Raw genomic sequence first — 23,884 nt, 5'->3', positions numbered from 1 at the left:
TCAAGACATTCCCGACCGTTCTCGCCACGCAGCGCGGACGAGCGGGGTGATACGTGGCGTGAATCGGACGTGGATCGCGCGTGAATCGGCCGTGGATCGCGCGTGAACCGCGCGTGAACCGCGCGTGAATCGCTCTCGACGGTGCTAGCTCACGCCCGGATCCGGGCCATGAGCTCCCGGTTTTGCCGGAGCAGCGCCTCGGGCATCCGCGAGCCGAACGACTCCAGGAACGCCTCGCGATCGCGCGCCTCCTCCAGCCACGCGTCGCGATCGATGGCGAAGAGCTCGCGCATGGCCTCGTCGTTCACGCCGAGGTCGCTCGTGTCGAGCTCGCCGTCCGTGGGCATGATCCCGACGGCTGTGTCGTGTCCCTTCGCCTCCCCGCGCACGCGCGCGACGATCCAGCGCAGGACGCGGAGGTTCTCGCCGAAGCCTGGCCAGAGGAGCGCGCCCGCCTCGCCCTGCCGGAACCAGTTCACGTGGAAGATCTTCGGGAACGCCGCGCGGTTCTCGCCGAGCTCGATCCAGTGCCGGAAGTAATCGCCCATGTTGTATCCGCAGAAGGGGCGCATCGCCATCGGGTCGCGGCGGACGACCCCGACCTTCCCGGTGGCGGCCGCGGTCGTCTCCGAGGCCATCGTCGCGCCCAGATAGACGCCGTGGGCCCAGCCGCGCGCCTCGCAGACGAGCGGCGCGAGCCGCGCGCGCCGTCCGCCGAAGACGATGGCCGAGATGGGCACGCCCGCTGCGGCGTCGAACTCCGTCGAGATGGACGGGCACTGGCGGGCCGGCGCAGTGAACCGGCTGTTCGGATGCGCCGCGGGCTCCCCGCTGTCGGGCGTCCACCGGCGTCCCCTCCAGTCGGTCAGCACCGGCGGCACCGGACCGTCGAAGCCTTCCCACCACGGCGTCCCCTCCGGCGTGAGCGCCACGTTCGTGAAGATCGAGTTCCTGGCCAGCGTCGCCAGGGCGTTCGGGTTCGTCCTTGAGCTCGTCCCCGGCGCCACGCCGAAGAAGCCGGCCTCGGGATTGATCGCCCAGAGCCGGCCATCCCGGCCGATGCGCAGCCAGGCGATGTCGTCGCCGACGGTCCACACCTTCCACCCCTTCTGGGACGCCGGCGGCACCAGCATGGCGAGGTTCGTCTTCCCGCAGGCGCTCGGGAACGCCGCGCAGACGTACGTCACCCGCCCTCCCGGGTCCTCCAGGCCGAGGATGAGCATGTGCTCCGCGAACCACCCTTCGTCGCGCGCCATCGTGCTCGCGATGCGCAGCGCGAAACACTTCTTCCCGAGCAGCGCGTTGCCCCCATACCCGGAGCCGACGCTCCAGATGAGCCGCTCCGCCGGGAAATGGCAGACGAAGCGGCGCTCGGGGCTCAGGTCCCCGAGCGAGTGCAGCCCCCTGCAGAAGTCATCCGAGCTGCCCAGCGCATCGAGCGCGACCCGGCCCATACGGGTCATGATCCGCATGCTCGCCACGACATAAGGGCTGTCGGTGATCTCGATTCCGACCTTCGCCGAGGGCGATCCCACTGGGCCCATCAGGTACGGGACGACGAACATCGTCCGCCCCTTCATCGCCCCGTCAAACAGCCGTCCGACCCGCTGCGAGGCCTCCTCCGGCGACATCCAGTTGTTCGTCGGGCCCGCGTCTTCCTTATCGCGAGTGCAGATGAACGTGAGGTGCTCAGTCCGGGCGACGTCGGTCGGGTCGCTCCGGTGAAGATAGCAGTTGGGGTATCTCTCCCCGTCGAGCGCGAGGAGCGTACCGTCGCTCAGCATCCCCTGGATCAGCGTTCGGTTCTCCGCCTCGGAGCCGTCACAGAAGACGACCCGATCGGGCCGCGTCTGATGGGCGACCTCGTCCACCCACGCTGAAAGTTTCCGGTTTTGCATACGGCTGCGAGCCTAGCCCGAGCGAGAACCTCCGCCAAGCGACAGTACTATTGTAATATTTCGTCAAATCTGGACGATCTGGCGGAGGGCGTCGCGTGGCAGCCGGCCGGCGTTCACGCGTCGGATGAGCTCAGTTCACGCGAGGCGAACGCAGGGACGTTCGGCTATGCTGGAGACGTGCAGCGTGTCGTCGACCTCCCTGATCGGGGCAGACTGATCGTCGCCACCGACTTGCAGGGCAATGTCGCGGATTTCGAGCGAATCGCCGAGATCTTCGAGCAGGCGGCGACCGGCCGTGACGGCGCGGTCCTCGTGATCACGGGCGACCTCGTCCACGGGCCCGAGCTCGACGAGGGTGAATGGCCCGACTACCTGGGCTCGTTCTACCGGGGCGATTCCGTGACCTTGTTGAAAAAGGCGAGGAGTCTCGCGGAACGCCACCCCGGCCGGGTTCACTACCTGCTCGGAAACCACGAGCACGCGCACGTGGGAGGTCCGGTGGTGGCGAAATTCTTCCCGGACGAGGCGCTGCGGCTCGAAGATCTCCTCGGCCCGGAGGACACGCTGGCGATGCGAAGCTGGTTCCGCGGGTGGCCGTTCGTGGCGGCCGCGCGCGCGGCCCGGCTGGTCATGCTCCACGCGGCGCCGCACGCCCGCATTCAGAGCCGGCAAGATCTCGATCGGCTCCCGCTCGACGGGTTCCTCGACGTGCCGCTCTCGGAGATGAGCCTGCACGGGACGCTCGGCGCGCTGCTCTGGGCGCGGAGCACATCGAGCGACCGCGCCCATGCCTTCCTCCGCGCGATCGACCCGGACGCTCGCGTGGCGATCTACGGGCACGACGTCGCGCGCGAGGGGTATGCCACCGAGCGCGAGCCGCTGCTCTGCCTGTCGACGAGCTTCGGTTGCTACGACGGCGACAAGCTCTACCTGGAGTGGGATCTCGCCGAGCCCGCGGAGAGCGCGGCCGACGTCGCCTGGCGCGGGCTCCGGTCGCTGTACCCCGACGCGCCGCGCGTCCACAGCGAACCCTGATCGTCCCGACGAGAACGCCGCCGGGGCGCTAGCGACCGAGCTCCTCGACGAGGGCCGCGACGCCCTGGTCGATCTCGGCGTCGGTGAGGTAAGGCGCGGGGCCGATGCGGAGCACGTCGCGCCGGGCGTCGACGAGCACGTGCCGGGCGCGGAGGCGCTCCACGACGTCGCCCGCTCGCGCCGAGCGAACGGCGATGAAGCCGCCCCGGCGCTCGGGCTCGCGGGGCGAGACGACGTCGCCGCCGCGGCCCGCGGCGTCGAGGAGGTCGAGGATGCGCCCGGTCTGCCGGAGCGATATCGCGCGCAGCCGCGGGACGGTGAGGCCGAAGCGATCCCAGTGCTCGATCACCGCGGCGGCGCGGTAGAGCGCGGAGGGGTCGAACGTGGAGCCCGCGAATCGCGCGCCCCCGGGCGCGTACGCGACGCCGCCGCTGCTGCCCGCGAGCGAGCCGAAGTCGGCGAACCAGCCGGTGAAGACCGGGCGCAGCCCGCAGCCGTGCGGGACGCGCATCCAGCAGATCCCCTCGCCCATCGCCGCGTACTTGTAGCCCCCCGCGACCGCGAAGACGTGAGGCGCCGCGCTGCCCCACGCGAGCGGGACGACGTTGAACGCGTGGTAGACGTCCACGAGCGGGACGGCGCCGATCTCGGCCGCGCGCGCGACGATCTCGTCGAGCCGCGGCACCACCGTCGCGCTCTCGAAGAGCACGGCCGAGATCGCGAGCATCGAGGTGCCCGGCCGGAGCGCGGCGAGCAGCCGGTCGGCGAGCGCGTGTCGCGGCTCGACGCTCACCCAGTCGATCTCGACGCCCTCCTCGGCGAGGCGGGCGAGCTGGCGCCTGAGCGAGTGGAACTCGCCCTGCGTGGTGACGATCCGGAGCCGCTCGCGCCGAGGGAGCGACGTGATCAGCCGGTAGACGAGCTCGTGGGTGTTCTGGCCGAAGGCGATGGCGTCGCCGCGCTCGAAGCCCATCCGCTCCAGGATCGCCGCGCCGACCGCCGAGAGCCTCGGCAACACCGCGGCGTCCCACTTGCCGTCGACGAGCCGCGCAGCGTCGTCGAAGCATGCGGCGAGCGCGTCGCGCGCCACATCCGGCCAGGCCTGGTGGGAGTGCCCCGTGAGCAGGATGCGCGGTGCCGCGTCCCCCGCCGGCGCGAGGAAGCGCGAGTACGCCGCGCGAAACGCGTCGAGGTCGAAATAGCCCTGTTCCACGTCTCCTTGCATTCCAGCTCTTCGGTCGCGGCGTCGCGCGGCGAACACGCAGGGCGACGAGGCCCCGCACGCGCTGCCGCTTAACCCACTTCGATGCCCACTTCCACCCAGTCAGTCCGTGGGGTGCGGTGCGTTGCGCAGGATGCGTGGATTGCGTCCTCAACGCGCGTGGCGCGGCCTGGAGCGCTCTGCCACTTGCCCCACGCGCGCCGACAGCCCAGGCGGCCGGACGCGAGAGGACCCGCTTCTGGACGAAATCGAGCCTCAACAGGGCTGGCTCCTCGCCCCGCCATGTCGTGCTCGCCGGGGCGAGGCGGCGGAGCGCGCGGCGGGGGCGCGCCTCCGGCCGGTCCGATCATCGTAGGGGGAGGTAGCTCTCTCGGAGCCATGTGGAGCAGCACGCGCTCCGGGTCGAGGTGGGAGGTTCCATGACGGGCGAGGATTGCTGCGGCGCGAGAGGGGGGCCGGCGCGTCGCCGCGCTAGACTGCGCAACCTGCCGATGCGACCGCGCGCGGAATACCTCGAAGGGCTCGTCGACCTCACGTCCCACGACGACCCGAACGTCCGGCGCGCGCTCTTCCGGCAGACGATCGCCTCGCTGGCGCTGGTCGATGCGCTCGATGGATCGACCCCGCTCGACTCCCTCAGCCCGGATGGCCTGCTCCGGAGCGTCCAGACCGCCATGGCCGACGGGCTGCTCGACGATCTGAGCTGGCTCGCGCCGGCCGCCGCGAGCGTGGCGCTCTACGAGATCGCCGGGGCGCTCCCGCTCGGGCCGGAGCGGCGCGAGCTGGGCAGGCGCGTCCTGGGACAGCTCTATGCCGGCAACGCAGCGACGTTCGTCGCCCTCGCGACGCGCATGGCGGCCGGCTCGGCCCGCGGCCTGTCCGGCGCAGGAATCCGCGCCCGCGTGATGCTCTCGCTCTGGCTCCCCGCCGGCACCGACATCCCGGTCGAACCGCTCGCGCTCCTGCTCGCCTCGCGGCGCGAGCTGTCGCGCGACTGGATCGCCGCGCCGTCGACCGGCTCGCTCCCGGAGCGACGGCTCGCCGCGCGCCTGATCGAGCGCGCCGCCCGCGAGGCGACCCGCCGGGCCATGCAGGGCGACGACCTCCCGCTCCGGCTGTTCCGCAACGTCGGCGACGGGCGGCGGCGCGACCTCGACCGCAGCGCCGACGGGATCGCGCTCGCCTGGCAGACGCTCCTCGCCGATCGCGAGCCGCTCGTGTGGCGCCACGTCGCCGCGGCGCGAGGGCTGCTCGCCGGGGTGCTGCCCGACTTCGCCGAGGAGGTGCGCGCGCTGCTCGCCCAGGATCTCTCCCCCACCGAGTGGCGGCGCGGCGCGGCGTCGCTGGCCGCGAGCATCGCCGTGGATCCGGACGGCGCGCTCGGACGCGCGATCGAGCTGCTCCGGAGCCCGCTGCTCGCCGCGGACCCGGGCATCGCCACGGCGATGGCCTGGGGGCTCCCCGTCGCGGCCGACGCGGAGCCCGAGGCCGCCGACGCGCTGCTCGACGAGATCGCGCGCACGTCCCCGATGGCGACCGCCGAGGCGATCGTCGAGCTCCGGCGCGAGCTGCGCGGCGTGATGAGCCGCGGCGAGCCGCTCGGCGCCCGCGCCGCGGCGCGCTGCGCCCGCGCGCTCGAGGACGCGCTCGAGGCCCCGCCCAGCGCGCACGTCCGCGACGACGGGCTCGCGGCGCTGGCGCGCGTCATCCACCGCGACCTCTCGATGGACAGCGCCGGGGTGGCGCTGCTGCGCGGCGCGCTCGACAGCGCCGTCGCGGCGTTCGTCGAGACCGGCCCGCGCGACGCGCACGGCCGCGCGCTCGAGGCCTACGCCCTCGCGACCGAGGTGGTGGGCGCGCTCGAGGAAATCGAGCTCTCCGAGCACGACGACGCGCAGAGCACCGCGGCGCGCAGGGCCGCGGTGGGGCTCGTGCGTGAGCTGGACGCCGAGCTGCTCGGCTCCGGCCTGCTGAAGAGCCTCCTGCTCCTGAACCGGCGGCCGAGCGAGGACGCGACCGGGGTCGCGTCCCTGGACGATCTCGACGAGCGGCTCGCCCGCTGGCTGCTCCGCGCCGAGGGGCCCGCCGCGCGGGCGAGCGCCTCGCCGCCCCTGCACGTCACCGTGCACCAGCGCAACCTGCGCGCGCTCATCCACCTGATCGACGGCGAGAGCACCGACTTCGGCAGCGAGCCAGAGCTCAAGGCGCGGGTGCTCGCCCGCTGGACGGGCGCCATCGGCGTGCTGCTCGACCGGCTGCGCGCCGAACGCGGCTCGTCGCTCCGCCGCGCCATCGCCGCCTCGGTCGCCCGCGGCCTCGACGCGCTCGTGCGCGAAGGCGCCGCCGACGCGGCCGACATCTTCTTGCACGCGGCGATGCGCGGCGGCGACCCCGACGACCTCGACGTGCTCGGCCAGGCGAGCATGCACCCGGACGTCGCCCAGCTGCTGCGCGCCTACGCGCGGTTCGCGCGCGGCGGGCGCGAGGGAGGCGCGCGCGGTGGGCGCGAGGGAGGCGCGCGCGCGCCGGAGAGCGACGCCGCGGCGTCGCGCCGGTCGACCCGGCAAGGCGGCCTCGACGCGGAGCTCGCCGAGGCCGAGCGCGCGCGCGTGGCGCTCGAGCGCATCGCCGCCATCGAGGCGCTCGTGACGGCGCTCCCTGCGGGCGCGTCGCAGCGCACGGAGATCGTGCGGGGCGCGCTCGCCCGCCTCGCGCGCGCGCTCGGAGCGATGAACGCGGCCCGCGCGCTCAGCGCGCTGACCGGCGCGGGCGACGGCGACGCGGACGCCTCGCCGCTCGCCGCCCTGGACGAGGCCCTGACGCGCCTCGCCCAGCTGACCGCGGGCGCGCGCCGGCGCTGCGGCGAGCACCCGGCCTCCGCGCCCTCCGGCGCGACCGAGCCGCTGCGCCTCGCCATCGAGGTCGCGCTGCAGGAGGAAGGCGACGCGGAGCCGAGCGTCGCGGCGCCGATCGAGGCGCTCGTCTCGGCCGCGCGCGCGAGCATCCCGAGCGCGCTCGCCGATGTGGTCGCCCTCGTCGTGCCGCGCGTCCTCCTGCTCCCGGTCCGGCGGCAGAGCGCGCCGAGCGGGGTCGCCCTGCCCGAGCAGCCGCTGCCCGCGTGGCTGCCGAGCCGGCGCACGCTCGGCGGCTTCTACGTGCACCGCCAGCTCGGCGGCGGCTCGCTGGGGACGGTGTTCGTCGTCACCCGCACCGAGGAACGACACGACCCGTCGGCGGAGCGCTTCGCCCTCAAGGTGCCGGAGTACGATCACACGGCGGCCAGGAGCGTCTCGGAAGCCGACTTCCTCCGCCTGTTCCGGGAGGAGGCGGGCGCGCTGCTCTCGCTGCCCGATCACCCGAACCTCGCCGGCTTCGTCACGTTCGACGCGGGCGCCCGCCCCAAGCCGATCCTCGTGATGGAGCTCATCGAGGGCATCCGCTGCGACAAGCTGCTCGACGCTCGAGGCCTCACCTCGCGGAGCGCGGTGGCGCTGCTCGACGGCATCCTCGCCGGGCTGGAAGCCATGCACGCCGTCGGCGTCGGACACCTCGACATCAAGCCGACGAACGTGATCCTGCGCGGGGGACGCGAGCCCGTGCTCGTCGATTTCGGCCTCGCCGGCCGCCACATCCGCCCTGGCTGCGCCACCGGCTGCTACGGCGCCCCGGAGATCTGGGGCGTCGTCCCCGCCGGGGTCACGCCGACCCCGCTCACGGCCGACGTCTACAGCTTCGGCTGCCTCGCCTACGAGATCCTCACCGGCAAGACGCTGTTCGACGCGCCCACCGAGGTCGCGCTCATCACGGCGCACGTCACGCACGACGGGCTCCCTGCGCCGATCAAGCGCATCGCCGACGATCCGAGGACCGCAGACATCGCGGCGTTCATGTATGCCTGTTTACGACACAACCCGAACGATCGCGCGAACGCCTCCTCCCTGCGGGAAATGCTGCTGCGGATCACCGGCCAGCTCGCTGACCTGAGATGGCCGCTCGACGACGAGCGGGCTGCCAGGCCCAGCATCGGTGGACCTCGGAAAGTCCATACAGGAAATTCCTGATGCGTTTTTCCTCTGAATCCTGTCGGCTCAAAGAAGGATTTAAGCAGTAGGTTGTTTCTCGGCGGCGCGTTCGGGGGGCCGCGTATCAGGCCGCCATGGCCCCCGGGTCAGCGCTGCTCGATCCCCATCGACGTCCCGGCGCACCCCGGCGGCCAACCTTTCTCGATCGCGGCTGAGCGCTGGAGTCGCGCCCCGCGATGCTCTAAGGGCGGCGTCGTTGGTCTCTGCGCTGAAACCGCCTCGCGACGAAGCCGAGCTCAGGTGCCGGGCGGCCGCGCTCGCCGGCCTGACGCTCGCCGATCTCGCACGCGCGCTCGGTTGCGCCGTGCCCCGAGGCGGCGTGCGCACGAAGGGCGCCGCCGGCGCGCTCGTCGAGCGCGCGCTCGGCGCGACGGCCGGCTCGACGTCGAGGCCCGATTTTCCCCACCTCGGGATCGAGCTCAAGACGATCCCCGTCGAGGTCACCGGGGCGCCGCAGGAGTCGACGTTCGTCTGCTCGATCTCGCTGTCGGACGCCGATCGTGCGGAGTGGGAGACGTCGCGCGCTCGCGCGAAGCTCGCCTGTGTGCTCTGGGTCCCGATCATCGCCGCTCCGGGCCGGCCGAGCGAGGAGCGACGGCTGGGCGCCCCGCGGCTCTGGCGGCCGACGGACGCGCAGGAGCGCGTCCTGCGCGCCGATTTCGAGGACCTGATGGGGCTCATCGGCATCGGCGCCGTCGAGGCGCTCACCGCGCACGCGGGGCGCTGGCTCCAGGTGCGGCCGAAGGCCGCGAGCGGGCGCTCGCGGACGCTCGCGTTCGGACGCGACGGGGAGATGATCGCCGCGCTGCCACGCGGCTTCTACCTGCGCCCCAGCTTCACCGGCGCGATCCTCAGCGATCCGGCCGCGATCCCGGCGTGACCGGAGAGCCCCGCCGCACACGGGCGGCCCTGGCGCGCGTCACCTGCAGGGGACGACCTTCTTGGAGCCGTCCGGCATCGTGGCGGTGCATGTCTCCAGCGAGAGATCGTCGTTCACGGTGGGCGTGACGGTGCGCGGCGCCGGCGCATCCACGGCAGCCCCTCCAGCTTCCGTTGGGCGCGTGCGCCCTCGCCCGCCCGCGCCGGCGCGCGGCGGCTTGCCAGCGCTGGCGCTCGGCGACGTCGTCCCCGTTGCGGACGGCCCGCTCCCCGCGTCCGCCGCTGTCTCGGTGGAGCTGACGCCCGCATCCGATGCGCCTGCGTCCACCTCGCTCGCGCTCGCCGCGCCCGCGTCAGCGGCCGCTGCGGTGGCAGCAGGGACAGCGACCGTCGGGATCGCGGCGGCCGTATCTGGCGCCTGAGGCGCCGTCGCCGTCGGCGCGCCGGGAGCCGCGGTGTCGCCTGACGAAGGCGCGTCCGCCGGAGCGGTCGCCTCGCTCCCTCCCACGGCGAACCGGCTGCGCTGGAACTGGAGCGCGCCCCACGCGCCCACGAGGACGGCGACGGCCCCGACCCCCACGTAGAGCAGCGTGCGCCCACGGCGCGGGGCCTCTTCCTCGACCGGAGGCGTAGAGCTGCCCGTGCGCGCGCCCCTGTCGCTCACCGACGGCCCGCCGCTGCTCGTGCGCGACGCGCGCGACGTCCGCGTCATGGCCGCCCGCGAGGCCGGCGGAGGCAAGTCGAGCTCCACGGCGTGCTGGCGAAGGATCGCGCCGATGGTCGTGCGCGTGCTCGGAGCGGCGTACGGCGCGAGCGCCTGAACGAACTCCGAGATCGACTGGAAGCGATCCTCCGGCTCGCGCGCGATCGACTTCTCGATCACCTCGACGAGGCCCTCCGGCACCTCGGGGCGGAGGTCCTGGAGCGCCTCGGGCGGCGACGTGTAGATCTTCGCGCACAGCTCGGGGAAGCTATCGGCGACGTACGGCGGCCTGCCGCCGATGATCTCGAAGAGGCACACGCCGAGCGCGTAGATGTCGGTGCGAGGATCGACGCTCTTCGAGGAGCGCATCTGCTCGGGGGACATGTAGAGCGCGGATCCGAGGATCGTGGTCGTCTGCGTGAGCGAGACGTTGCCCGTGTCGCCGGTGAGGATCTTCGAGACGCCGAAGTCGAGCACCTTGATGTGCGGCGCGCCGTCCGGGCGCTTCGTCAGGAACAGGTTCGCCGGCTTCAGATCGCGGTGGACGATCCCGAGCGCGTGCGCCTCCGCGAGCGCCTCGCACGCCTGGACGATGTGATCGATGCACTCGCCGATCGCGAGCGTGCCCGCCTCGGCGGCGTGGCCCGCGAGGTCCACGCCGTCGAGCAGCTCCATCACCATGTACGGCTCGCCGCTGTCGAGCGCGGCCACGTCGAGCACGCGCACGACGTGGTGCGTCTGCAGCTTGGCGACCGTACGCGCCTCGCGCATGAACCGCTCCGACGCCTCGGTGTACGACATGAACTCCGGGAGCAGGAACTTGATGGCGACGCGCGTATCGAGATCGAGGTGCAGCGCCTCGACCACGAGGCCCATGCCTCCACGGCCGATCGTGCGCTCGACGCGGTACTTGCGCGCAATGACGGTGCCAGGCGCGATCGTGTAGACGTTGTCAGCCTTCGGTTCCCCAGGGCCGAGCGGAAACGCAGCCGTCTCCGGGCCGACCGAGACTTCTCCTTCGGTCGAGTCCGGCTCACCAGAGGAGGGCGCCATCAAGCTAAGGTATACACGTCGCGCTTCTCCGAAGCGATTCCCCTCACGCCGCAGGAATGCAAAGAGCTGCGAAAAACCGCCTCCCAGGTGGGACGCTGGCGCGGAGCAGGCGGAATCAAGCGCAGCCCAGCGCCAGCCTGCGCGCCTCACGCACCGCGGACGACGCGCCCCTGCGGTCCGATTGTGAGCGCCGATGACCGCCAGACCGTTCCTTCAGGTTCGGCTCGGCGGTCGGCCCGCGCTCATGGCCTCTCGATGCCGGTTGACAGCGAGCTCAACGGGTGCGCGCCGGCGGAGTCCGGGATCGGCGCATGTTCGCCGTCGAGGAGGTCCGGTGCGGTCCCTCGGTGCCGTGCGCCGGGGTTTGCCGCGTCGCCTTGAGGTTGCCGAGATCGGCCTCGATCTCGACGCCGAGCGCGCGGCAGCGACGGATGAGCCGCTCCAGATCGACCCCCGCCTCGATCAGCAAGCCCGAGGGGGGCGACGGATCGACGAACATCTCGGCCGCCGGCCTCCGCGTGCGGAGCAGCTCGCGGATCTCGGGATCCTCGATCCAGAGGAAGCCGGAGGCGCCGACGAAGCTCGCCTTGCCGATGACGACGCTCGCCTGGATGAGCATGCGCGAGATGGTGTCCGGCAGCGGCGCGACCGCCTCGATGCGAGCGCGCAGGGCGTCGCTGTCGAGGCCCACCGACAGCGCGCGCGCGATCGACGGCGGCGTGAGCAGGAGGTCGACCTGATCGCCGACGCGGCCGATCTCGGCGAACGACGAGAGCCCGAGCACGGCAGCGACCTTGGCGCTCAGGCCGACGCGCAGCGCGTGCGCCTCGACGAACTTGCTCTTGCTGTTGTCCGAGCTCGGCGCGGAGCCCGCGAGGAGCGCCCGCCCGCGCGGCGTCAGCCGGAGCGCCAGCTCCGCGCTGGCCACGTCCTCGGCGCCGCCGAGATCGATGATCCCGAGCGCCGGCAGCGACTCCAGCGCGATCCGCCGCGTGATGTCGGGGACCTCCGGCGCCTCGACCGAGGCGCGCTCGGCCCAGCGACGGACCAGCCGCTCGACCCCGGCGATGCGCTCATCCGCCGCCAGGTAGCCCTGCAGCGACTGCCAGGGGACCCAGCGGCCCTCGCCGAGGTCGTGCAGCGCATCGAGCACCATCTCGCGGAGCGCGCCGATGGGGCTCGCGTCGCGGTTGTCCGACGCGACCCGGAGCACCTCCCGCTCGGCGCGCGCTTCATCCCACGCGCCGCCGCGGCGCCACGTCGTGAACAGGAGCGGCGTCAGCTCCTGCACCTGGAGCGAGCCGGGCGGCGTCGCCGGCGACGCGGCCGATGCGTCCCATAGCCCGACGGCGCGCGCCAGCGCCGCGACGAGCGCGACGCCCTCGACGTCCCGCCCGAAGCGCTGCGCGAGCCGGACGAGCAGCGACCGCGGCGTCCCGACGCCGGGGCGCACGTCGCTGCCGGGCTCTCGCACGCAGTACGCGAGCGCCAGCGCGAGCATCCCGGGATCCGAGGCGAAGCGAGCGCGCCGCGGGGCGTGATCCTCCTCCAGGACGAACGATCGGATCTGCTCGCGCCGCTTCTCGCGCATCCGGCGGCGATCGGCGCCGACGATGGCGGCCACCTCGGTCGGCACGACGTGCCGGTTCGGATGGATCGGGATGAGGAAGGCGCGGCGCTCGAGCGCGAAGCCCGCGCCGCGGCGGCTCGCCGTCACCCCGCTCGCGCTGCGCAGGCGCATCGGCTCCCGCTCCAGATCGAGAAGCTCCTGCGTGTCCACCTCGCCGCCGACGGCCTCGATGGACTCGAGCAGGCGGCGCTCGACGGGCGCGAGGCGATCGATCTCCTCGCGGAGCCGCTCCGGATCGCTCAGCGTCTCCCACGCGTTCTCGAGGGACAGCGCGATGGGCGGCGTGGCCGGGCGGCCGAGGTAGTGCGTCGCGATCGCGCTCATCGTCTCGAAGGGCGCCTGCGCCAGCAGCGCCCGGATCGCCCGGGGGTCCTCGCTCTCCCAGCTCTTCAGCTGGACGAGGAACGCCGCCGGGAGCACGAGCTCGATGCCCTCGTCGGTCTTGCGCGCGTAGACGACGCCACGGGCGATGAGCGGCTCGAGGCCGGCCGGGAGCGAGGGGACGACGAGCACGCCGCCCGCCTCGGCGATGCGATGGAGCAGCTCGCGGCTGGCGGTCGGGAGCCGCGACGGGTCGCGCACGTCGGGGAGGCCGACCAGCGCCCGCGCCGCCTGAGAAGGCGCGTCGATGCGCTTCGCGGCGTCGATGCGGATCCCCATGCGTGTGATGAGGCCCTTGAGCTCCGACTCTGGGAGGGCGCGGAGGATGGCATCGAGCCGCCTCGGCGACTCGTCGAGCTCAGCATCATCACTGCTCGCCATGCCTCCCGATTCGCGTGTCACCCGACCTTGCTCCTCATCTGCAGGATGCCCCCGCCCCGACTGCCGTCCGTTGGTCGTGGTCATGCGCTCGACTTGATCTCCCGGATATCCGATGACCCGCGTTAACCAACGGAATAGTCAGCCTCCTACCGTACACCAGGATGCTCGTCCAGCTTCAAGAAATCGAGCACTTTCCTCCTCCGAACACAATTTTCTCCGATCACAATTTCGCTCGCGCTGGCATCGCGGCGCCTCATTTTCGTCTGTTCGCGTCTGTTCACCCCGCTGTGGTTCACGTCGTCCTCGCACGTTCCTCGCGTGGTCGCGCGCTGTTCGCCCGATTCGCCTCAGGCATCTCACCCGCGCATCTCGCGCGCTCGTCTCGTGTACCGCGACCGCACGCAACCGCACGCAATCACACGCGCTCGTACGCAATCGCATGCGGCCGCAGGGCAGCGTTCGCGGTGCCGTGGTGCGCCACGCGCGCCTTCGCCTCACGCGACGCTCGACACGATTTGCCCCTCGCTCGACGTTGGCGACGTCCGCGACGTCGGCCGCACGACGTCCGCCGCGCGATTCTGCCTCGGCGCGGCTGGCCGCATCCCGTGGATTCCGTCGCACGCCACGCTCATGACGCCCCGATGCAGCGCGCCTATCGTCCTCGTCAGGCGGAGCCGACCGGTTCGCTGGATCGCTCACGAGGAAGGCTCGGCGACGAGCCGCGCTTGCCTTCCCGCGGGCCCACGTGGGAACGTCGCATACCTCCTTGATTTCCCGCCCCTGTTCGAGGCGCACCATGCTGTGCTCCACGCCGCACGCCCGAAGCAATGAGCCCTCCCCCCCGCGCGCACGCCCGCAGATCGACGCCATCAGGCGACTCCTGAGTGACTCGGCGCCGTTTGCGCCCATGGCGTCGAGTGGAGACCCATCTTGATTCTGCGCGACCCAGTCCACGGCTTGATCGAGTTCGAGAGCGGCGAAGCGGCCATCGTTCCGCGCTTGCTCGGCGCTCGCGAGGTGCAGCGGCTGCGGCGCATCCGTCAGCTCGGGCTGACGTCGCTCGCCTTCCCAGGCGCCGAGCACACCCGCTTCTCTCACGCGCTCGGGGCCGCCCACGTGATGCGCCTCCTGATCGCGAGGCTCCGTCAAATCGATCGCGACCTTCCGTTCTGGCAGAGAGTGACCAGCGACCGCGCGCGCGACGCGATCGCCGCAGCGTTCCTGCACGATCTCGGCCACGGCCCGCTGTCGCACCTCTTCGAGGAAGCCATGCCGGGGGCGCTCCACCACGAGCGCTGGACCGAGCGCATCCTGCTCGACCGGTCCTCGGACGTGCACCAGGTGCTCGTGCGCCAGGATCCCTACCTCCCGCAGCGGGTCGCCGACCTCATCGGCGGGCGGCACGAGCTGCCGTACCTCGCCAAGGCGGTGAGCGGCACCTTTGACGTCGATCGCTGCGACTACCTGCTCCGCGACGCGCACGCGACGGGCGTCAGGTACGGCGAGTACGATCTGCCATGGCTGCTCCGCAGCCTCAGGTTCAGCGACGTCCAGGTGGAGATGCCCGGCGGCGGCGCCGCGTCTGCCCCGCCGGCGCCCGCGCTCGCCATCGACGGGACGAAGGGGATGAGCGCGATAGAGTCGTTCCTGCTCGCTCGCTTCTTCATGTTTCAGCAGGTCTATTTCCACAAGACGACGCGCAGCGCGGAGTGGATGATCGGCGCCATCCTCCGGCGCGTCGTCACCCGCCTCGCCGCCGGGGACCGGATCCCCGAGGTCCCCACGGCCATCGCGGCGATGGCCGTCGGCGAGATGCCCACCCTGGAGCAGTACCTCGAGCTCGACGATCAGGTCCTGCTCGGGTCCATCCATGCCTGGGAAGCGGCGCCCGATCCCGTGCTGTCCGATCTGGCCCGCCGCCTGCGCGTGCGCTCGCTCTTCAAGTCGGTCGAGCTGTTCCCGGAGCCCGGCGAGTCGCCGGCCGAGCGCGACGCCCGGCGCGCGGCGGCGCTTGAGACCGTGCGCGGGATCGCGCAGAGCGCCGGGCTCGACCCGGAGGTGTACGTCGGCGTCGACGTCGCCGAGGACACGCCCTACGCCGAGGACGCGTCGCTCATGGTCGTCTACTCCAAAGGGCGCCCGCGGCGCCCCGCCGAGGTGTCCTTCTTGCTGGATCGGCTGCGCAACGAGACGATGACTCGCACCCGGATCCTCTTCGCGCCCGAGCTGCGGGATACGGTGCGGGAGGCGCTGATACGCTGATGACCACCAGGAACAAGGCAGCCCGGGGATCGTGCGAGCCCACGCGCCGCGCCATCACCAGGGCGCTCGCCGGCGTCGCAGCGCTCGCGGCGCTCGCGGGGGCGTCCACGGCGCATGCGGAAGGCGACGGCGCGTACGGCCGGCTGGACGGAGACCTCGATCTGCGCGCGGGCGCGGGCGCCTCGTTCGCGGACGGCGGTCCGGCGCTCTGCGCGCGCGGCGCCGCGGTGTACCTCTCGACCGCCGGCCTGTACGCGCACTACACCGACGCGCTCGGCGCAGAGGGGGCGCCCGTCGCGCGCTCGATCGCGAGCGGCGTCTTCATCCAGCCGCTCTTCCTCGCCCGCTATGCGAGCAATCTCGAGCGCAGCGCCCCCTGGCTCGACCTCTTCATCGATTCCGTGGCGCTCGGCGTGGGCTCGTTCTGGGAAGCGCCGCCCGGAGCCGGGCTCGCCGCGGAGCCCGGGCTGGAGCTCTCGCTGTCGCTCGACGTGCCGCTCCTGGGAGACGCCACCGGCCCGTTCCTCGGCCTGCGGGGCGCGCTCCGCTTTCGCGGGCCGGAGCTCTCGGGCGACGACGGCCCGCGCGACGCGCAGCGGGCGCTCCTCTCGGTCACGCTCGGCTGGCATCACGTCCTCCGCGCGCACCTCGTCGACGCAGGCGACCGCGCCCCCGCCCAGGGGGCGGCGCAGCGCGGCGTGGTCGGCGCGAGCACCCGTTGAGCGCCGCGCTCGACGAGCTGCGCGCGGCGCTGGTGGCCGCGTTCCGCGCCGGGCTGGCAGAGCTCGACCCAGCTGGGCTCGTCGAGCGCGCGCTCGACGCCGAGTCCGAAGCGCACCGCGGCCGCGTGTTCGTCATCGCGGCGGGGAAGGCGGCGCCCGGGATGGCCCGGGGCGCGCTCCGCCGCTGGGGTGACAGGATCGCCGGAGGGCTCGTCATCACCGTCGCGGCCCCGGCGCTCGCCGCGCGCGATGAGACGACATCGATGGCCGACCCCGAGGAGGCCGCGCTGCGCCCGCTGCGCGTGATGCGCGCGGCGCACCCCATCCCCGACGCGCACAGCGTGGACGCGGCCGAAGCGGCCCTCGCCATCGCGGCCGCGCTCGGGCCCGAGGATCTGTTGATCGCCCTCCTCTCCGGCGGCGCCTCGGCGCTGCTCGCCGCGCCGCCTCCGGGCGTGTCCCTCGCCGACAAGCAGGCCGTCGTCGCAGAGCTCCTGGAAGCAGGCGCGCCGATCCAGGACGTCAACCTCGTTCGCCGCCACCTGTCGCGGATCAAGGGTGGGCGGCTCGCGGCGGCGGCGGCCCCGGCGCGCGTGCTGACGCTGCTCATGAGCGACGTCGTGGGTGGACTCCCGCACGACGTCGGCTCGGGCCCCACCGTCCCGGACCCGACGCGCGTGGAGGAGGCGCTCGCCGCGCTCGATCGCTGGGCCCCTCGGTTCGCGCGGCTCACGCCCGCGTTCAGCGAGTCGCTGAAGCCAGCGGACGCGCGGCGCCTGCAAGCGCGCGTGCTCGCCGATCCGGACAAGCTCGCGGAGCGCGTGGCGGCGGCCCTCGCCGACAGGGCAGGGCTCCGCGCCACCGCCGCCCCCGCCGAGGACGGCGACGCGCGCGCGATCGTGGAGCGTCGCCTCGCGCTCGCGCGCACCCTCGCTCCCGGCGAAGCGGCCGTGATCCCGTGCGAACCGACGCTGGCGCTGTCGGCTCACCGCGGGGCTGGCGGCCGCGCAGGATGGATCGCGCTCGCTGCCCTGCGCGGCTTGCCGCCGGACGTCGCGCTCCTCTGCGCGGCCTCCGACGGCGTCGACGGCAGCTCCGGCGCCGCGGGAGCGGCCGTTGCCCGCGCGGCAGCCGCCGCGACGGACGACCGCACGATCGACTCCGCGCTCGCGCGCTTCGACGACGCCGTCGTTCACCGCGCGCTCGGCACGCGCGTCGAGACGGGCCCGACAGGTCACAACCTCACGGACTTGCACATCGTCGCGCGCGACTTCCTCGGAGGCGCGCGTGTGCGCTGACGCGGCAGCGCGCGGTGCGGCGCGCCAGCGCGCGCTGCGGCGCGCCAGCGCGCGTGAGCTCACGCGGCGGCGCGGGCTACGAGGCGAGCTCACGCGCGCGGGCGCGATGAGCGGCACGCACGCCGCGGGGGCGGCGCGCCCTACTGCGGCTCGGTGACCGCGGCCGTGGTGTCGCCCATCGCTTCGCGCACCGCGAGCGCAAGCGCGCAGCTGTTCGCCTGCCGCTGCCGTGCATCGAGCACGCTCCCCTCGACCGAGGGCGTCCCGCCGATGAGGTTGCCGCTCGCTTCGCGGCGCACCCGCAGGATGGGCTTGCCGTCCGACAGCCGCCACACCCCGACCCGCGCCATGTGCGGCACCCCGAGCAACGCCTCGGTGCTCGCCGCTCCCTCGGCCTGCTCGTCGAGGACGAGGAGGTAATACTGCGCCCGCGTGAGGAGCTCCGCCGCGAGCGGAACATCGTCGCGCATCGTGTCCTCGAAGCTGGACTCCAGCAGCCGCAAGCGGAGCTCGCTCGAGGCATCCTGTGCGTCACGCACCCACTCGTCCGAGAGGACGTGCATCGTCCGGTAGGCGACGCGCAGGTTGAAGGGCTGCGCGGGCCTGGAGCAGCGCTCTGCCTCGTTGCAGTAGTCGCCCGCGGGGCAGTCACGCGTGCGCTTGCACTCCGCGCCGGCCAGCGGGTTCGGGTTCGGCACACGCAAGAGACACGCAGTGAACGCGTCGCGGAGCGACTGCTGCGCGTTCTTCCGGACAGCGTCGACGCCCGTGGCCTCGTCTAGCCGGAGGCGCAGGTAAATACCCGCAAGCTCACGGAAATTCCACGTCTTGAGCGCCTCCCGATCCACGAGATCGGCGCCGGCGCTCCGCGCTAGATCGAGGGTCCAGCCCTCCACGCGCTCGCGCATGGGGAACCAGCGCGGGCCAAGCTCGACGGCGACCGCACGCTGGCGCGCCATCAGCTTCTGGCGCGCGCTCTCCATCTGCCCCTGCGACCATTTCCAGTGGAGGATCGCCGAGACCGCCAGGACGAGGGCCGTGTAACCCCAGAACTTCGCCGGGGGCCAGCGCATCTTGGAGCGCGCCTCGCGCGCCTTGTAGACCGACGGCAGGCCGCGCTCGCGGGGCGGCTGTTCAGAGGACATAGCAGAGGCTCCACGCAGGAGGCCCCAGCCCGATCACCCGAGCAAGGCAGCCTCCTCCACGCGAGCCGCGTAGAGGCGAAGGCCGCGCCGAGCGCGCCGCTGGAGCCACCACGTTCCATGGTGACCGAGGCCGCCGGGGGTCGCCCGGCGTGCCCCATCCTTCTGTGCTCGATAGGTCAAGAAGCGGGGATCACTGCGACTTCGGGAGCTTGCTGACCATGAAGCTGACGTTCGGGTAACCGGCGAACGCCGCGGTCTGGAACACGCTCTTCACGACCAGCGCGGGCACGTTCTGATCGACCTGGAGGATGCACACGCCGGGGAACGGCTTGTTCGGCTGCACCTGCTTCCACAGCTCGCGCTTGTTCTTGAGCAGGTTGAAGAGCTCGTCGATCTTCTGAAGCCGCCCGAGCTCCTCGATCGCGCGGGTCGACCCGGCCAGGGCGCCGTCGACGAGGATCTGGTTGCCGTTCACGGCGACCATCGGCGCGTCGATGACGTCCTCGACGTTCTCCGCCTTCGGGAGCCTGACGTTCTTGTCGACAGCGATCTCACCTGACGCCGAGAAGGACATCAGGAGGAAGATCACGGTCACGACGAGGAAGTCGATGAAGCTCACGAGGTTGAGCCCCGCGTTCGGGCTGCGAGCCCCGTGTCCGGACACCTTGTTCCACACGAACCGGAGCGGCACGCCCTTCATCAGCCGGCGGCCCGGCTGGTGGATCACATGAGCGTGGGGGTTCTTGTGGTGCTTCGGATTGAACCTATCCATGTGCGCGCTCCTGCCTCAGCGGACCGAGAACGTCATGTTGAACACGGGGACCTGCTTGTTCCCATCGGGCAACCGCATCTCGCGCTTGGGCGCGTAGAGCGCGTCGAGCACCGCGACGATCTCCTTGAAGGGCGTCCGGTTGTCGGTGTGGAGGATGGCCTGGTCGAGCTTCTTGTCGCTCGGATCGCGGTGGCCGCCGTGGGTCTTCCACTCCTCCTCGATCCGCTTCGCCAGCTCGGGGTAGCGGACGATCTTCGAGTCCGCGCTGCCGATCTCGACGGGCGACTTGTTCACCTTGACCTCGTTGACCACCGTCGCGCCCTGCTTCCACACGAGCCCGAACTCGCTCTCGCCGATGTGAAGGTTCAGCACCTTCTCCGGTGTCTGCGGGGTGAGCTCCTTGTTCGGGTCCGGAGGGCCAGGGACCTGGGCGTCCGCGTTCATGCGCGAGTTGGTGACCCAGACCGCCGTGATCAACAGGAATGCAATCGTGACCATCAGCAGGTCGATGAACGGGATCATGTTGATATCAGTGTTCGTCGACCGCTTCTTGCCGCCACCGTCGCCGACGTCTACGCCGCCCATATTGCCTTCCCAACGTGAGCCTGAGCTCACCTATCCAAGTTGTTGCGGGGAACGCCCTGCCCGCAGCTCGCGGTGGGGCACCATGCTGGGTCTGACTTCGTCGCTCTTCCGAAGTTCCCGGGGCCCCGGCGGCGGAAGCCGCCGTCCGGGGCTTCGAGGCGCGAGAGCGGGCCCAGGCGGCATCGCGCGCGGAGGGCGCTCGACGACCCGGGCCCGCCGAGGACCATCAGGCAGCCGCCTGACCTACTGCAGCGACATTCACCTTCTGACGGTTCGCGACGACGAGGTTGAGGATCTGCACCGACGCCTCGTTGATGTCGTCCTCGATGTGCTGCGTCTTGCCGTTCAGCACGGCGAAGCCGATGAGGCCGATGATGGCCACGCCGAGGCCGAAGGCGGTGCAGTTCATGGCCTCGGAGATCCCGAGCGCGAGCACGCGGGCCTTCTGGCTGGGGTCGACCGACTCGCCGGCGACCGAGCCGAACGACTTGATGAGGCCCGTCACGGTCCCGAGGAGGCCGGAGAGCATCGCGAGGTTCGCGAGCAGCGCGAGGTACGAGGTGCGCGCCGAGATCTTCGGCAGCTCGCGGAGAGCCGCCTCGTCCATCGCCGCCTGGACCTCCTCGTCGGGACGGTTCACCTTGACAAGGCCGGCCTGGACGATGCGGGCGAGCGGGGCGTTCGCCGCCGAACACATCTTCACGGCCTTGGCAACGTCACCCGCCAGGATGCACTTCTGCATGGTGGCGAGAAAGACGTCCTTGTTGATGGACGAGCCGAACAGGTAGAGGGCGCGTTCGACGATGATGCCGATCGTGAGGATCGACCAGAACAGGATGGGCCACATACCCCACCCACCCTCTTTGAAAGCTTCATACGCTCCGTGCATTGCTTCTGTCCTCCAGTTCGCCTCGCGTCCCCGGGATGAGGTTTCGCGCAACTCGATCGGTTCCCTTTGTCAGACTCGTGTTGCCGAGGGGCGGCAGTCTTTCACTCACACGTAAAGACGGATGAGAGGCCTGTTTTGCTTGGCGGCGCTGGCCGTGGACGGCGTGCTGCTGTCGCTCTCTGGCGAGATGCCCACGGGACGCTAGCCGAGCGGCGCTGACCTCTGCAAGAGTCCTGATCGTCTCTTCTGGTGCCGGCGCGCGGCGCCGTCCCAGCTCTCCCACCTGTCGTCCAAGACTGACTTCGCGTCGTCGCGCCAGGGGCCCTTTCATGGCTCTGGGCGCGGCTCCCCGTTCACCGCAGAGCGTGCCGCCTTGTGGCCGAGCTACGCCGACGCGCCCGGGGGACTCGCGCATCTTCGCGATTGAGACCCGGCGCCGTCAAGAGAGATTTGGCCACACGTGAGCGCTCTGATACGGGCAAAACTTTACAACAATCGCGGGGTTATGTCATGATCGGCCGGGAGCGATGCGGGCCGACCTGCGGCAGATGCCGCGAATTTCAGGGGGCGCAGCGCCCGCATGGACCATCACCGGCCGGATCGCGCGCCGCGGCAGTGCGAGCCGCGTCACCCGAAAGCGAGCGCAGCGACTCATCCGCCCGGACGACGCGGCGATGGCAGAGCACGGTGGCCCGCTCAGACGCCGGCAGCCGGAGCGATTCAGGGGTCTCCGGACCACCCTGTCCGGCCTCGGCGCCGAGGGCGCCCGTCCGCGTGGCCGGGGCGAGCTCGCCGTGAGATGCGCTGGTTCTTGCGGGGATTTTCGGCGATCCCGGCCTCGCGGCTCGGGGCGCGGCAGCATCGCCGAGCTTGCACACGGGATCGGGCGGCAGTTATAGTCGCCGCGCCTGGAGATTGTCGGGCTTCTGACGACGCTGAGAAAGGGACTTCGAGGATGCGTCATCTGCTGATGTTGGCGGCCGAGGGTGGTGGCGAAGGTGGGATGTGGGAGGCCATCAAGCACAATCCGACCTTCCTGATCGCGAACCTGGTCGTCTCCGCGGTCGTGGTGACCATCATCATCGAACGAACGGCGTTCCAGCTGGGACGCTACCGCGTGAACTCCAAGGAGTTCTTCGCGCAGGTCAAGAAGCTGGTGGCGGCCGGCAACATCGACCGCGCCATCAAGCTCTGCGACGCGAGCGACTACCCGATCCTGCAGCTCGTTAAGGCCGGCCTGACCCACGCGAACAAGGGGGCCGACGAGATCGACGCCGCCCTCAGCGAGAAGCTGTCCGAGCTCAAGCCGGCCGTGGAGAAGCGCATCGGCGCCCTGTGGTCGCTCGCGAACATCGCGACGCTGATCGGCCTCATCGGGACGGTCTCCGGCCTGATCAACACGTTCGCCTCCATCGCCGCCCAGGGCCTCTCGCAGGCCGACAAGCAGCGGATGCTCTCGAACGGCATCGCGGAGGCCATGTACAACACGGCGTTCGGCCTCGCCATCGCGGTCGTCTGCATGATCGCGCACGTGCTGCTCCACACCCGCTCCAAGAACATCCAGCACGATCTCGAGTCGACGACCGAGCGCGTCTTCAACCTGCTCACGATCAGCAGCAAGCCTGGCTACTAGCCCATGGCGGACCCGCAAGACGTCCCGCTCAGCTCGGCGCAGCGATCGAAGATCCGGCGCCTATCGCACCCCAAGGAGCCCGATGCCGGGGAGGAGGCCGGCGAGCTCAACGTCGTCCCGTACCTCGACATCATCATGAACATCCTCATCTTCGTGCTCGCCAGCGTGTCGGTGACATTCGTGTCGTCGATCGACACGACCCCGCCATCCATCGGGGGGGGCAAGGTGCGCAGCGAGCTCTCGAGCAAGGCGTTGAACCTCTCCGCGTTCATCACGAGCCAGGGGATCTCGCTGAAGACGTCGAGCGGCAACATCGCGACCGGCTGCCAGGACGTGGGCGGCGGGGTCACGGTGCCGAAGGCGAACGACAGCTATGACTACCCCGCGCTCACGGCGTGCGCGAAGCGCCTCAAAAACGCCCGCCCCGAGTTCAAAGAGGAGACGCAGGTGACGATCACGGCGAACCCGGGCATCGACTACAAGACGATCATCGACGTGATGGATGCGCTGAGGAGCGACGACGGGGAGGTGCTGTTCCCGGAGGTCCACTTCGGGGTGGCCCGATGAGCGCCGAGCAGCGACCTGCCCCGCGGCCGAAGGCGAGCGTCGTCCGCTACAAGGCGGCCCTCCGGAAGGCGATCCGAAGGAACCGGCGGGACCCCGAGATCGACTTCTTGAACATCACGGCGATGCTCGACCTGATGACGATCATCCTCGTCTTCTTGCTGAAGAGCGTGGGATCGTCGGCGGCATCCATCCCGCAGTCGAAGGACCTCACCCTGCCGAAGTCGGTGATGCAGGCCGAGCCCTCCCAGGAGGGCGTCGTCGTCATCGTCTCGAAGTCGCAGATCCTGGTCGGCGAGGATCCGACCCCGATCGTCATGCTGCCCAACCGCGAGCAGCTCGCGCAGTCGGGCGTCGACGCAAAGTACAAGCGAAGCGGCCCGAACGATCTCTACATCGTGCCGCTGGCGAACGCCCTGTCCCACGCGCGCGAGACGGACAAGGCCATTCGCGCGGCGAAAGGGCTCGATCCGTCGTCGTCGGAGGCGATCATCGTCGCCGACGCAACCACGCCGTACCGCCTGCTGATCGAGGTCCTGTTCACCCTGGGGCAGAGCGAGTTCGGCAAGTACCACCTGATGGTCCTGAGCGGCGGCCGCAAGCCGTAGCCCCCCTCCCCCGCCCTGCGGTGCCGGAAGGCCCCGCGAGGGCCACTCCGAGCGCCGCCATGGATCGACCTGTGCCCCCGTGAGGGCGCGCTCCCCTGCGCGCTCTCATGGATCGGCCGGTGTTCCCCGACCGGCGCGCTCC

At 71.4% G+C, this 23,884-nt stretch carries 17 protein-coding genes; 9 read left to right on the top strand and 8 right to left on the bottom strand.

Features of this window, described 5'->3' with window-relative positions:
- Positions 1–149 precede the first annotated feature (149 nt).
- A complete protein-coding gene (locus WMF46_RS16265) occupies positions 150–1,898 on the bottom strand; it encodes a phosphoenolpyruvate carboxykinase (GTP) (RefSeq protein ID WP_437986434.1) in 1,749 nt (582 codons plus the stop codon).
- 177 nt (positions 1,899–2,075) lie between these two features.
- On the opposite strand from WMF46_RS16265, the gene WMF46_RS16260 reads away from it, so the two are divergent.
- Complete coding sequence (locus WMF46_RS16260) at positions 2,076–2,933, top strand: metallophosphoesterase (RefSeq protein ID WP_437986433.1); 858 nt, start codon at positions 2,076–2,078, stop codon at positions 2,931–2,933.
- 28 nt (positions 2,934–2,961) lie between these two features.
- Here WMF46_RS16260 and WMF46_RS16255 read toward each other — a convergent pair whose 3' ends face one another.
- Positions 2,962–4,158, bottom strand: a complete 1,197-nt coding sequence (locus tag WMF46_RS16255) for a kynureninase/PvdN C-terminal domain-containing protein (protein WP_437986432.1) — start codon at positions 4,156–4,158, stop codon at positions 2,962–2,964.
- A 416-nt stretch (positions 4,159–4,574) separates the two neighbouring features.
- On the opposite strand from WMF46_RS16255, the gene WMF46_RS16250 reads away from it, so the two are divergent.
- Together WMF46_RS16250 and mutH are read left to right on the top strand one after the other, a co-directional pair.
- Positions 4,575–8,216 (top strand): protein kinase domain-containing protein, encoded by a 3,642-nt coding sequence (locus tag WMF46_RS16250; protein ID WP_437986431.1) that lies wholly within the window; start codon positions 4,575–4,577, stop codon positions 8,214–8,216.
- A 217-nt stretch (positions 8,217–8,433) separates the two neighbouring features.
- A complete protein-coding gene (gene mutH, locus WMF46_RS16245) occupies positions 8,434–9,117 on the top strand; it encodes a DNA mismatch repair endonuclease MutH (RefSeq protein ID WP_437986430.1) in 684 nt (227 codons plus the stop codon).
- Between the two features lie 39 nt (positions 9,118–9,156).
- Here mutH and WMF46_RS16240 read toward each other — a convergent pair whose 3' ends face one another.
- On the bottom strand, positions 9,157–10,872 hold the full coding sequence (locus WMF46_RS16240) for a serine/threonine protein kinase (RefSeq protein WP_437986429.1): 1,716 nt from the start codon (positions 10,870–10,872) through the stop codon (positions 9,157–9,159).
- 274 nt (positions 10,873–11,146) lie between these two features.
- Positions 11,147–13,264 (bottom strand): hypothetical protein, encoded by a 2,118-nt coding sequence (locus tag WMF46_RS16235; protein WP_437986428.1) that lies wholly within the window; start codon positions 13,262–13,264, stop codon positions 11,147–11,149.
- 930 nt (positions 13,265–14,194) lie between these two features.
- On the opposite strand from WMF46_RS16235, the gene WMF46_RS16230 reads away from it, so the two are divergent.
- From WMF46_RS16230 to WMF46_RS16220, 3 genes are read left to right on the top strand one after another with little or no spacing between them, the layout of a single operon-like run.
- Entirely contained in the window at positions 14,195–15,526 is a 1,332-nt protein-coding gene (locus WMF46_RS16230) for an HD domain-containing protein (protein ID WP_437986427.1), read from the top strand.
- Positions 15,526–16,248 carry a hypothetical protein gene (locus tag WMF46_RS16225; RefSeq protein ID WP_437986426.1) on the top strand — a complete coding sequence of 241 codons (723 nt, stop codon included), beginning with the start codon at positions 15,526–15,528 and terminating at the stop codon, positions 16,246–16,248. Before WMF46_RS16230 ends, WMF46_RS16225 begins: the two co-directional genes overlap by 1 nt.
- A complete protein-coding gene (locus tag WMF46_RS16220) occupies positions 16,245–17,546 on the top strand; it encodes a DUF4147 domain-containing protein (RefSeq protein ID WP_437986425.1) in 1,302 nt (433 codons plus the stop codon). The genes WMF46_RS16225 and WMF46_RS16220 overlap by 4 nt, the downstream gene beginning before the upstream one ends.
- A 140-nt stretch (positions 17,547–17,686) precedes the next feature.
- Here the strand turns inward: WMF46_RS16220 and WMF46_RS16215 are convergent, their stop codons facing one another.
- From WMF46_RS16215 to WMF46_RS16200, 4 genes are all read right to left on the bottom strand, one after another.
- Positions 17,687–18,691, bottom strand: a complete 1,005-nt coding sequence (locus WMF46_RS16215) for a hypothetical protein (RefSeq protein WP_437986424.1) — start codon at positions 18,689–18,691, stop codon at positions 17,687–17,689.
- Between the two features lie 190 nt (positions 18,692–18,881).
- Positions 18,882–19,463, bottom strand: coding sequence for an ExbD/TolR family protein (locus WMF46_RS16210; RefSeq protein ID WP_437552849.1), 582 nt, complete (start codon positions 19,461–19,463; stop codon positions 18,882–18,884).
- A 15-nt stretch (positions 19,464–19,478) separates the two neighbouring features.
- Positions 19,479–20,048: a biopolymer transporter ExbD gene (locus WMF46_RS16205; protein WP_437552848.1), complete on the bottom strand. Its 570-nt coding sequence runs from the start codon at positions 20,046–20,048 to the stop codon at positions 19,479–19,481.
- Between the two features lie 226 nt (positions 20,049–20,274).
- Positions 20,275–20,895, bottom strand: a complete 621-nt coding sequence (locus WMF46_RS16200) for a MotA/TolQ/ExbB proton channel family protein (protein ID WP_231864858.1) — start codon at positions 20,893–20,895, stop codon at positions 20,275–20,277.
- A gap of 1,012 nt (positions 20,896–21,907) precedes the next feature.
- Here WMF46_RS16200 and WMF46_RS16195 point away from each other — a divergent pair.
- The 3 genes from WMF46_RS16195 to WMF46_RS16185 are packed head-to-tail and all read left to right on the top strand — an operon-like array spanning position 21,908 to position 23,742.
- Positions 21,908–22,570: a MotA/TolQ/ExbB proton channel family protein gene (locus tag WMF46_RS16195; protein ID WP_272098212.1), complete on the top strand. Its 663-nt coding sequence runs from the start codon at positions 21,908–21,910 to the stop codon at positions 22,568–22,570.
- Between the two features lie 3 nt (positions 22,571–22,573).
- The gene (locus tag WMF46_RS16190; protein ID WP_437986423.1) at positions 22,574–23,137 is read left to right on the top strand and encodes an ExbD/TolR family protein; all 564 of its coding nucleotides are present in this window, start codon (positions 22,574–22,576) and stop codon (positions 23,135–23,137) included.
- On the top strand, positions 23,134–23,742 hold the full coding sequence (locus WMF46_RS16185; RefSeq protein ID WP_012235622.1) for an ExbD/TolR family protein: 609 nt from the start codon (positions 23,134–23,136) through the stop codon (positions 23,740–23,742). Before WMF46_RS16190 ends, WMF46_RS16185 begins: the two co-directional genes overlap by 4 nt.
- Positions 23,743–23,884: the final 142 nt, after the last annotated feature.

It is taken from the genome of Sorangium sp. So ce117 (assembly GCF_051524395.1).
GTDB lineage: Bacteria > Myxococcota_A > Polyangia > Polyangiales > Polyangiaceae > Sorangium > Sorangium cellulosum_B.
This window is presented reverse-complemented; position numbering and strand designations above follow the sequence as displayed.

Bases quoted from the DNA above. Each gene is read 5' to 3' on its own strand.
- WMF46_RS16235 (WP_437986428.1), bottom strand. From the start codon at position 13,264: ATGGCGAGCAGTGATGATGCTGAGCTCGACGAGTCGCCGAGGCGGCTC.
- WMF46_RS16190 (WP_437986423.1), top strand. From the start codon at position 22,574: ATGGCGGACCCGCAAGACGTCCCGCTCAGCTCGGCGCAGCGATCGAAG.
- WMF46_RS16205 (WP_437552848.1), bottom strand. From the start codon at position 20,048: ATGGGCGGCGTAGACGTCGGCGACGGTGGCGGCAAGAAGCGGTCGACG.
- WMF46_RS16255 (WP_437986432.1), bottom strand. From the start codon at position 4,158: ATGCAAGGAGACGTGGAACAGGGCTATTTCGACCTCGACGCGTTTCGC.
- WMF46_RS16225 (WP_437986426.1), top strand. From the start codon at position 15,526: ATGACCACCAGGAACAAGGCAGCCCGGGGATCGTGCGAGCCCACGCGC.
- WMF46_RS16240 (WP_437986429.1), bottom strand. From the start codon at position 10,872: ATGGCGCCCTCCTCTGGTGAGCCGGACTCGACCGAAGGAGAAGTCTCG.
- WMF46_RS16195 (WP_272098212.1), top strand. From the start codon at position 21,908: ATGTTGGCGGCCGAGGGTGGTGGCGAAGGTGGGATGTGGGAGGCCATC.
- WMF46_RS16185 (WP_012235622.1), top strand. From the start codon at position 23,134: ATGAGCGCCGAGCAGCGACCTGCCCCGCGGCCGAAGGCGAGCGTCGTC.
- WMF46_RS16215 (WP_437986424.1), bottom strand. From the start codon at position 18,691: ATGTCCTCTGAACAGCCGCCCCGCGAGCGCGGCCTGCCGTCGGTCTAC.
- WMF46_RS16210 (WP_437552849.1), bottom strand. From the start codon at position 19,463: ATGGATAGGTTCAATCCGAAGCACCACAAGAACCCCCACGCTCATGTG.
- WMF46_RS16265 (WP_437986434.1), bottom strand. From the start codon at position 1,898: ATGCAAAACCGGAAACTTTCAGCGTGGGTGGACGAGGTCGCCCATCAG.
- WMF46_RS16200 (WP_231864858.1), bottom strand. From the start codon at position 20,895: ATGTGGCCCATCCTGTTCTGGTCGATCCTCACGATCGGCATCATCGTC.
- WMF46_RS16250 (WP_437986431.1), top strand. From the start codon at position 4,575: ATGACGGGCGAGGATTGCTGCGGCGCGAGAGGGGGGCCGGCGCGTCGC.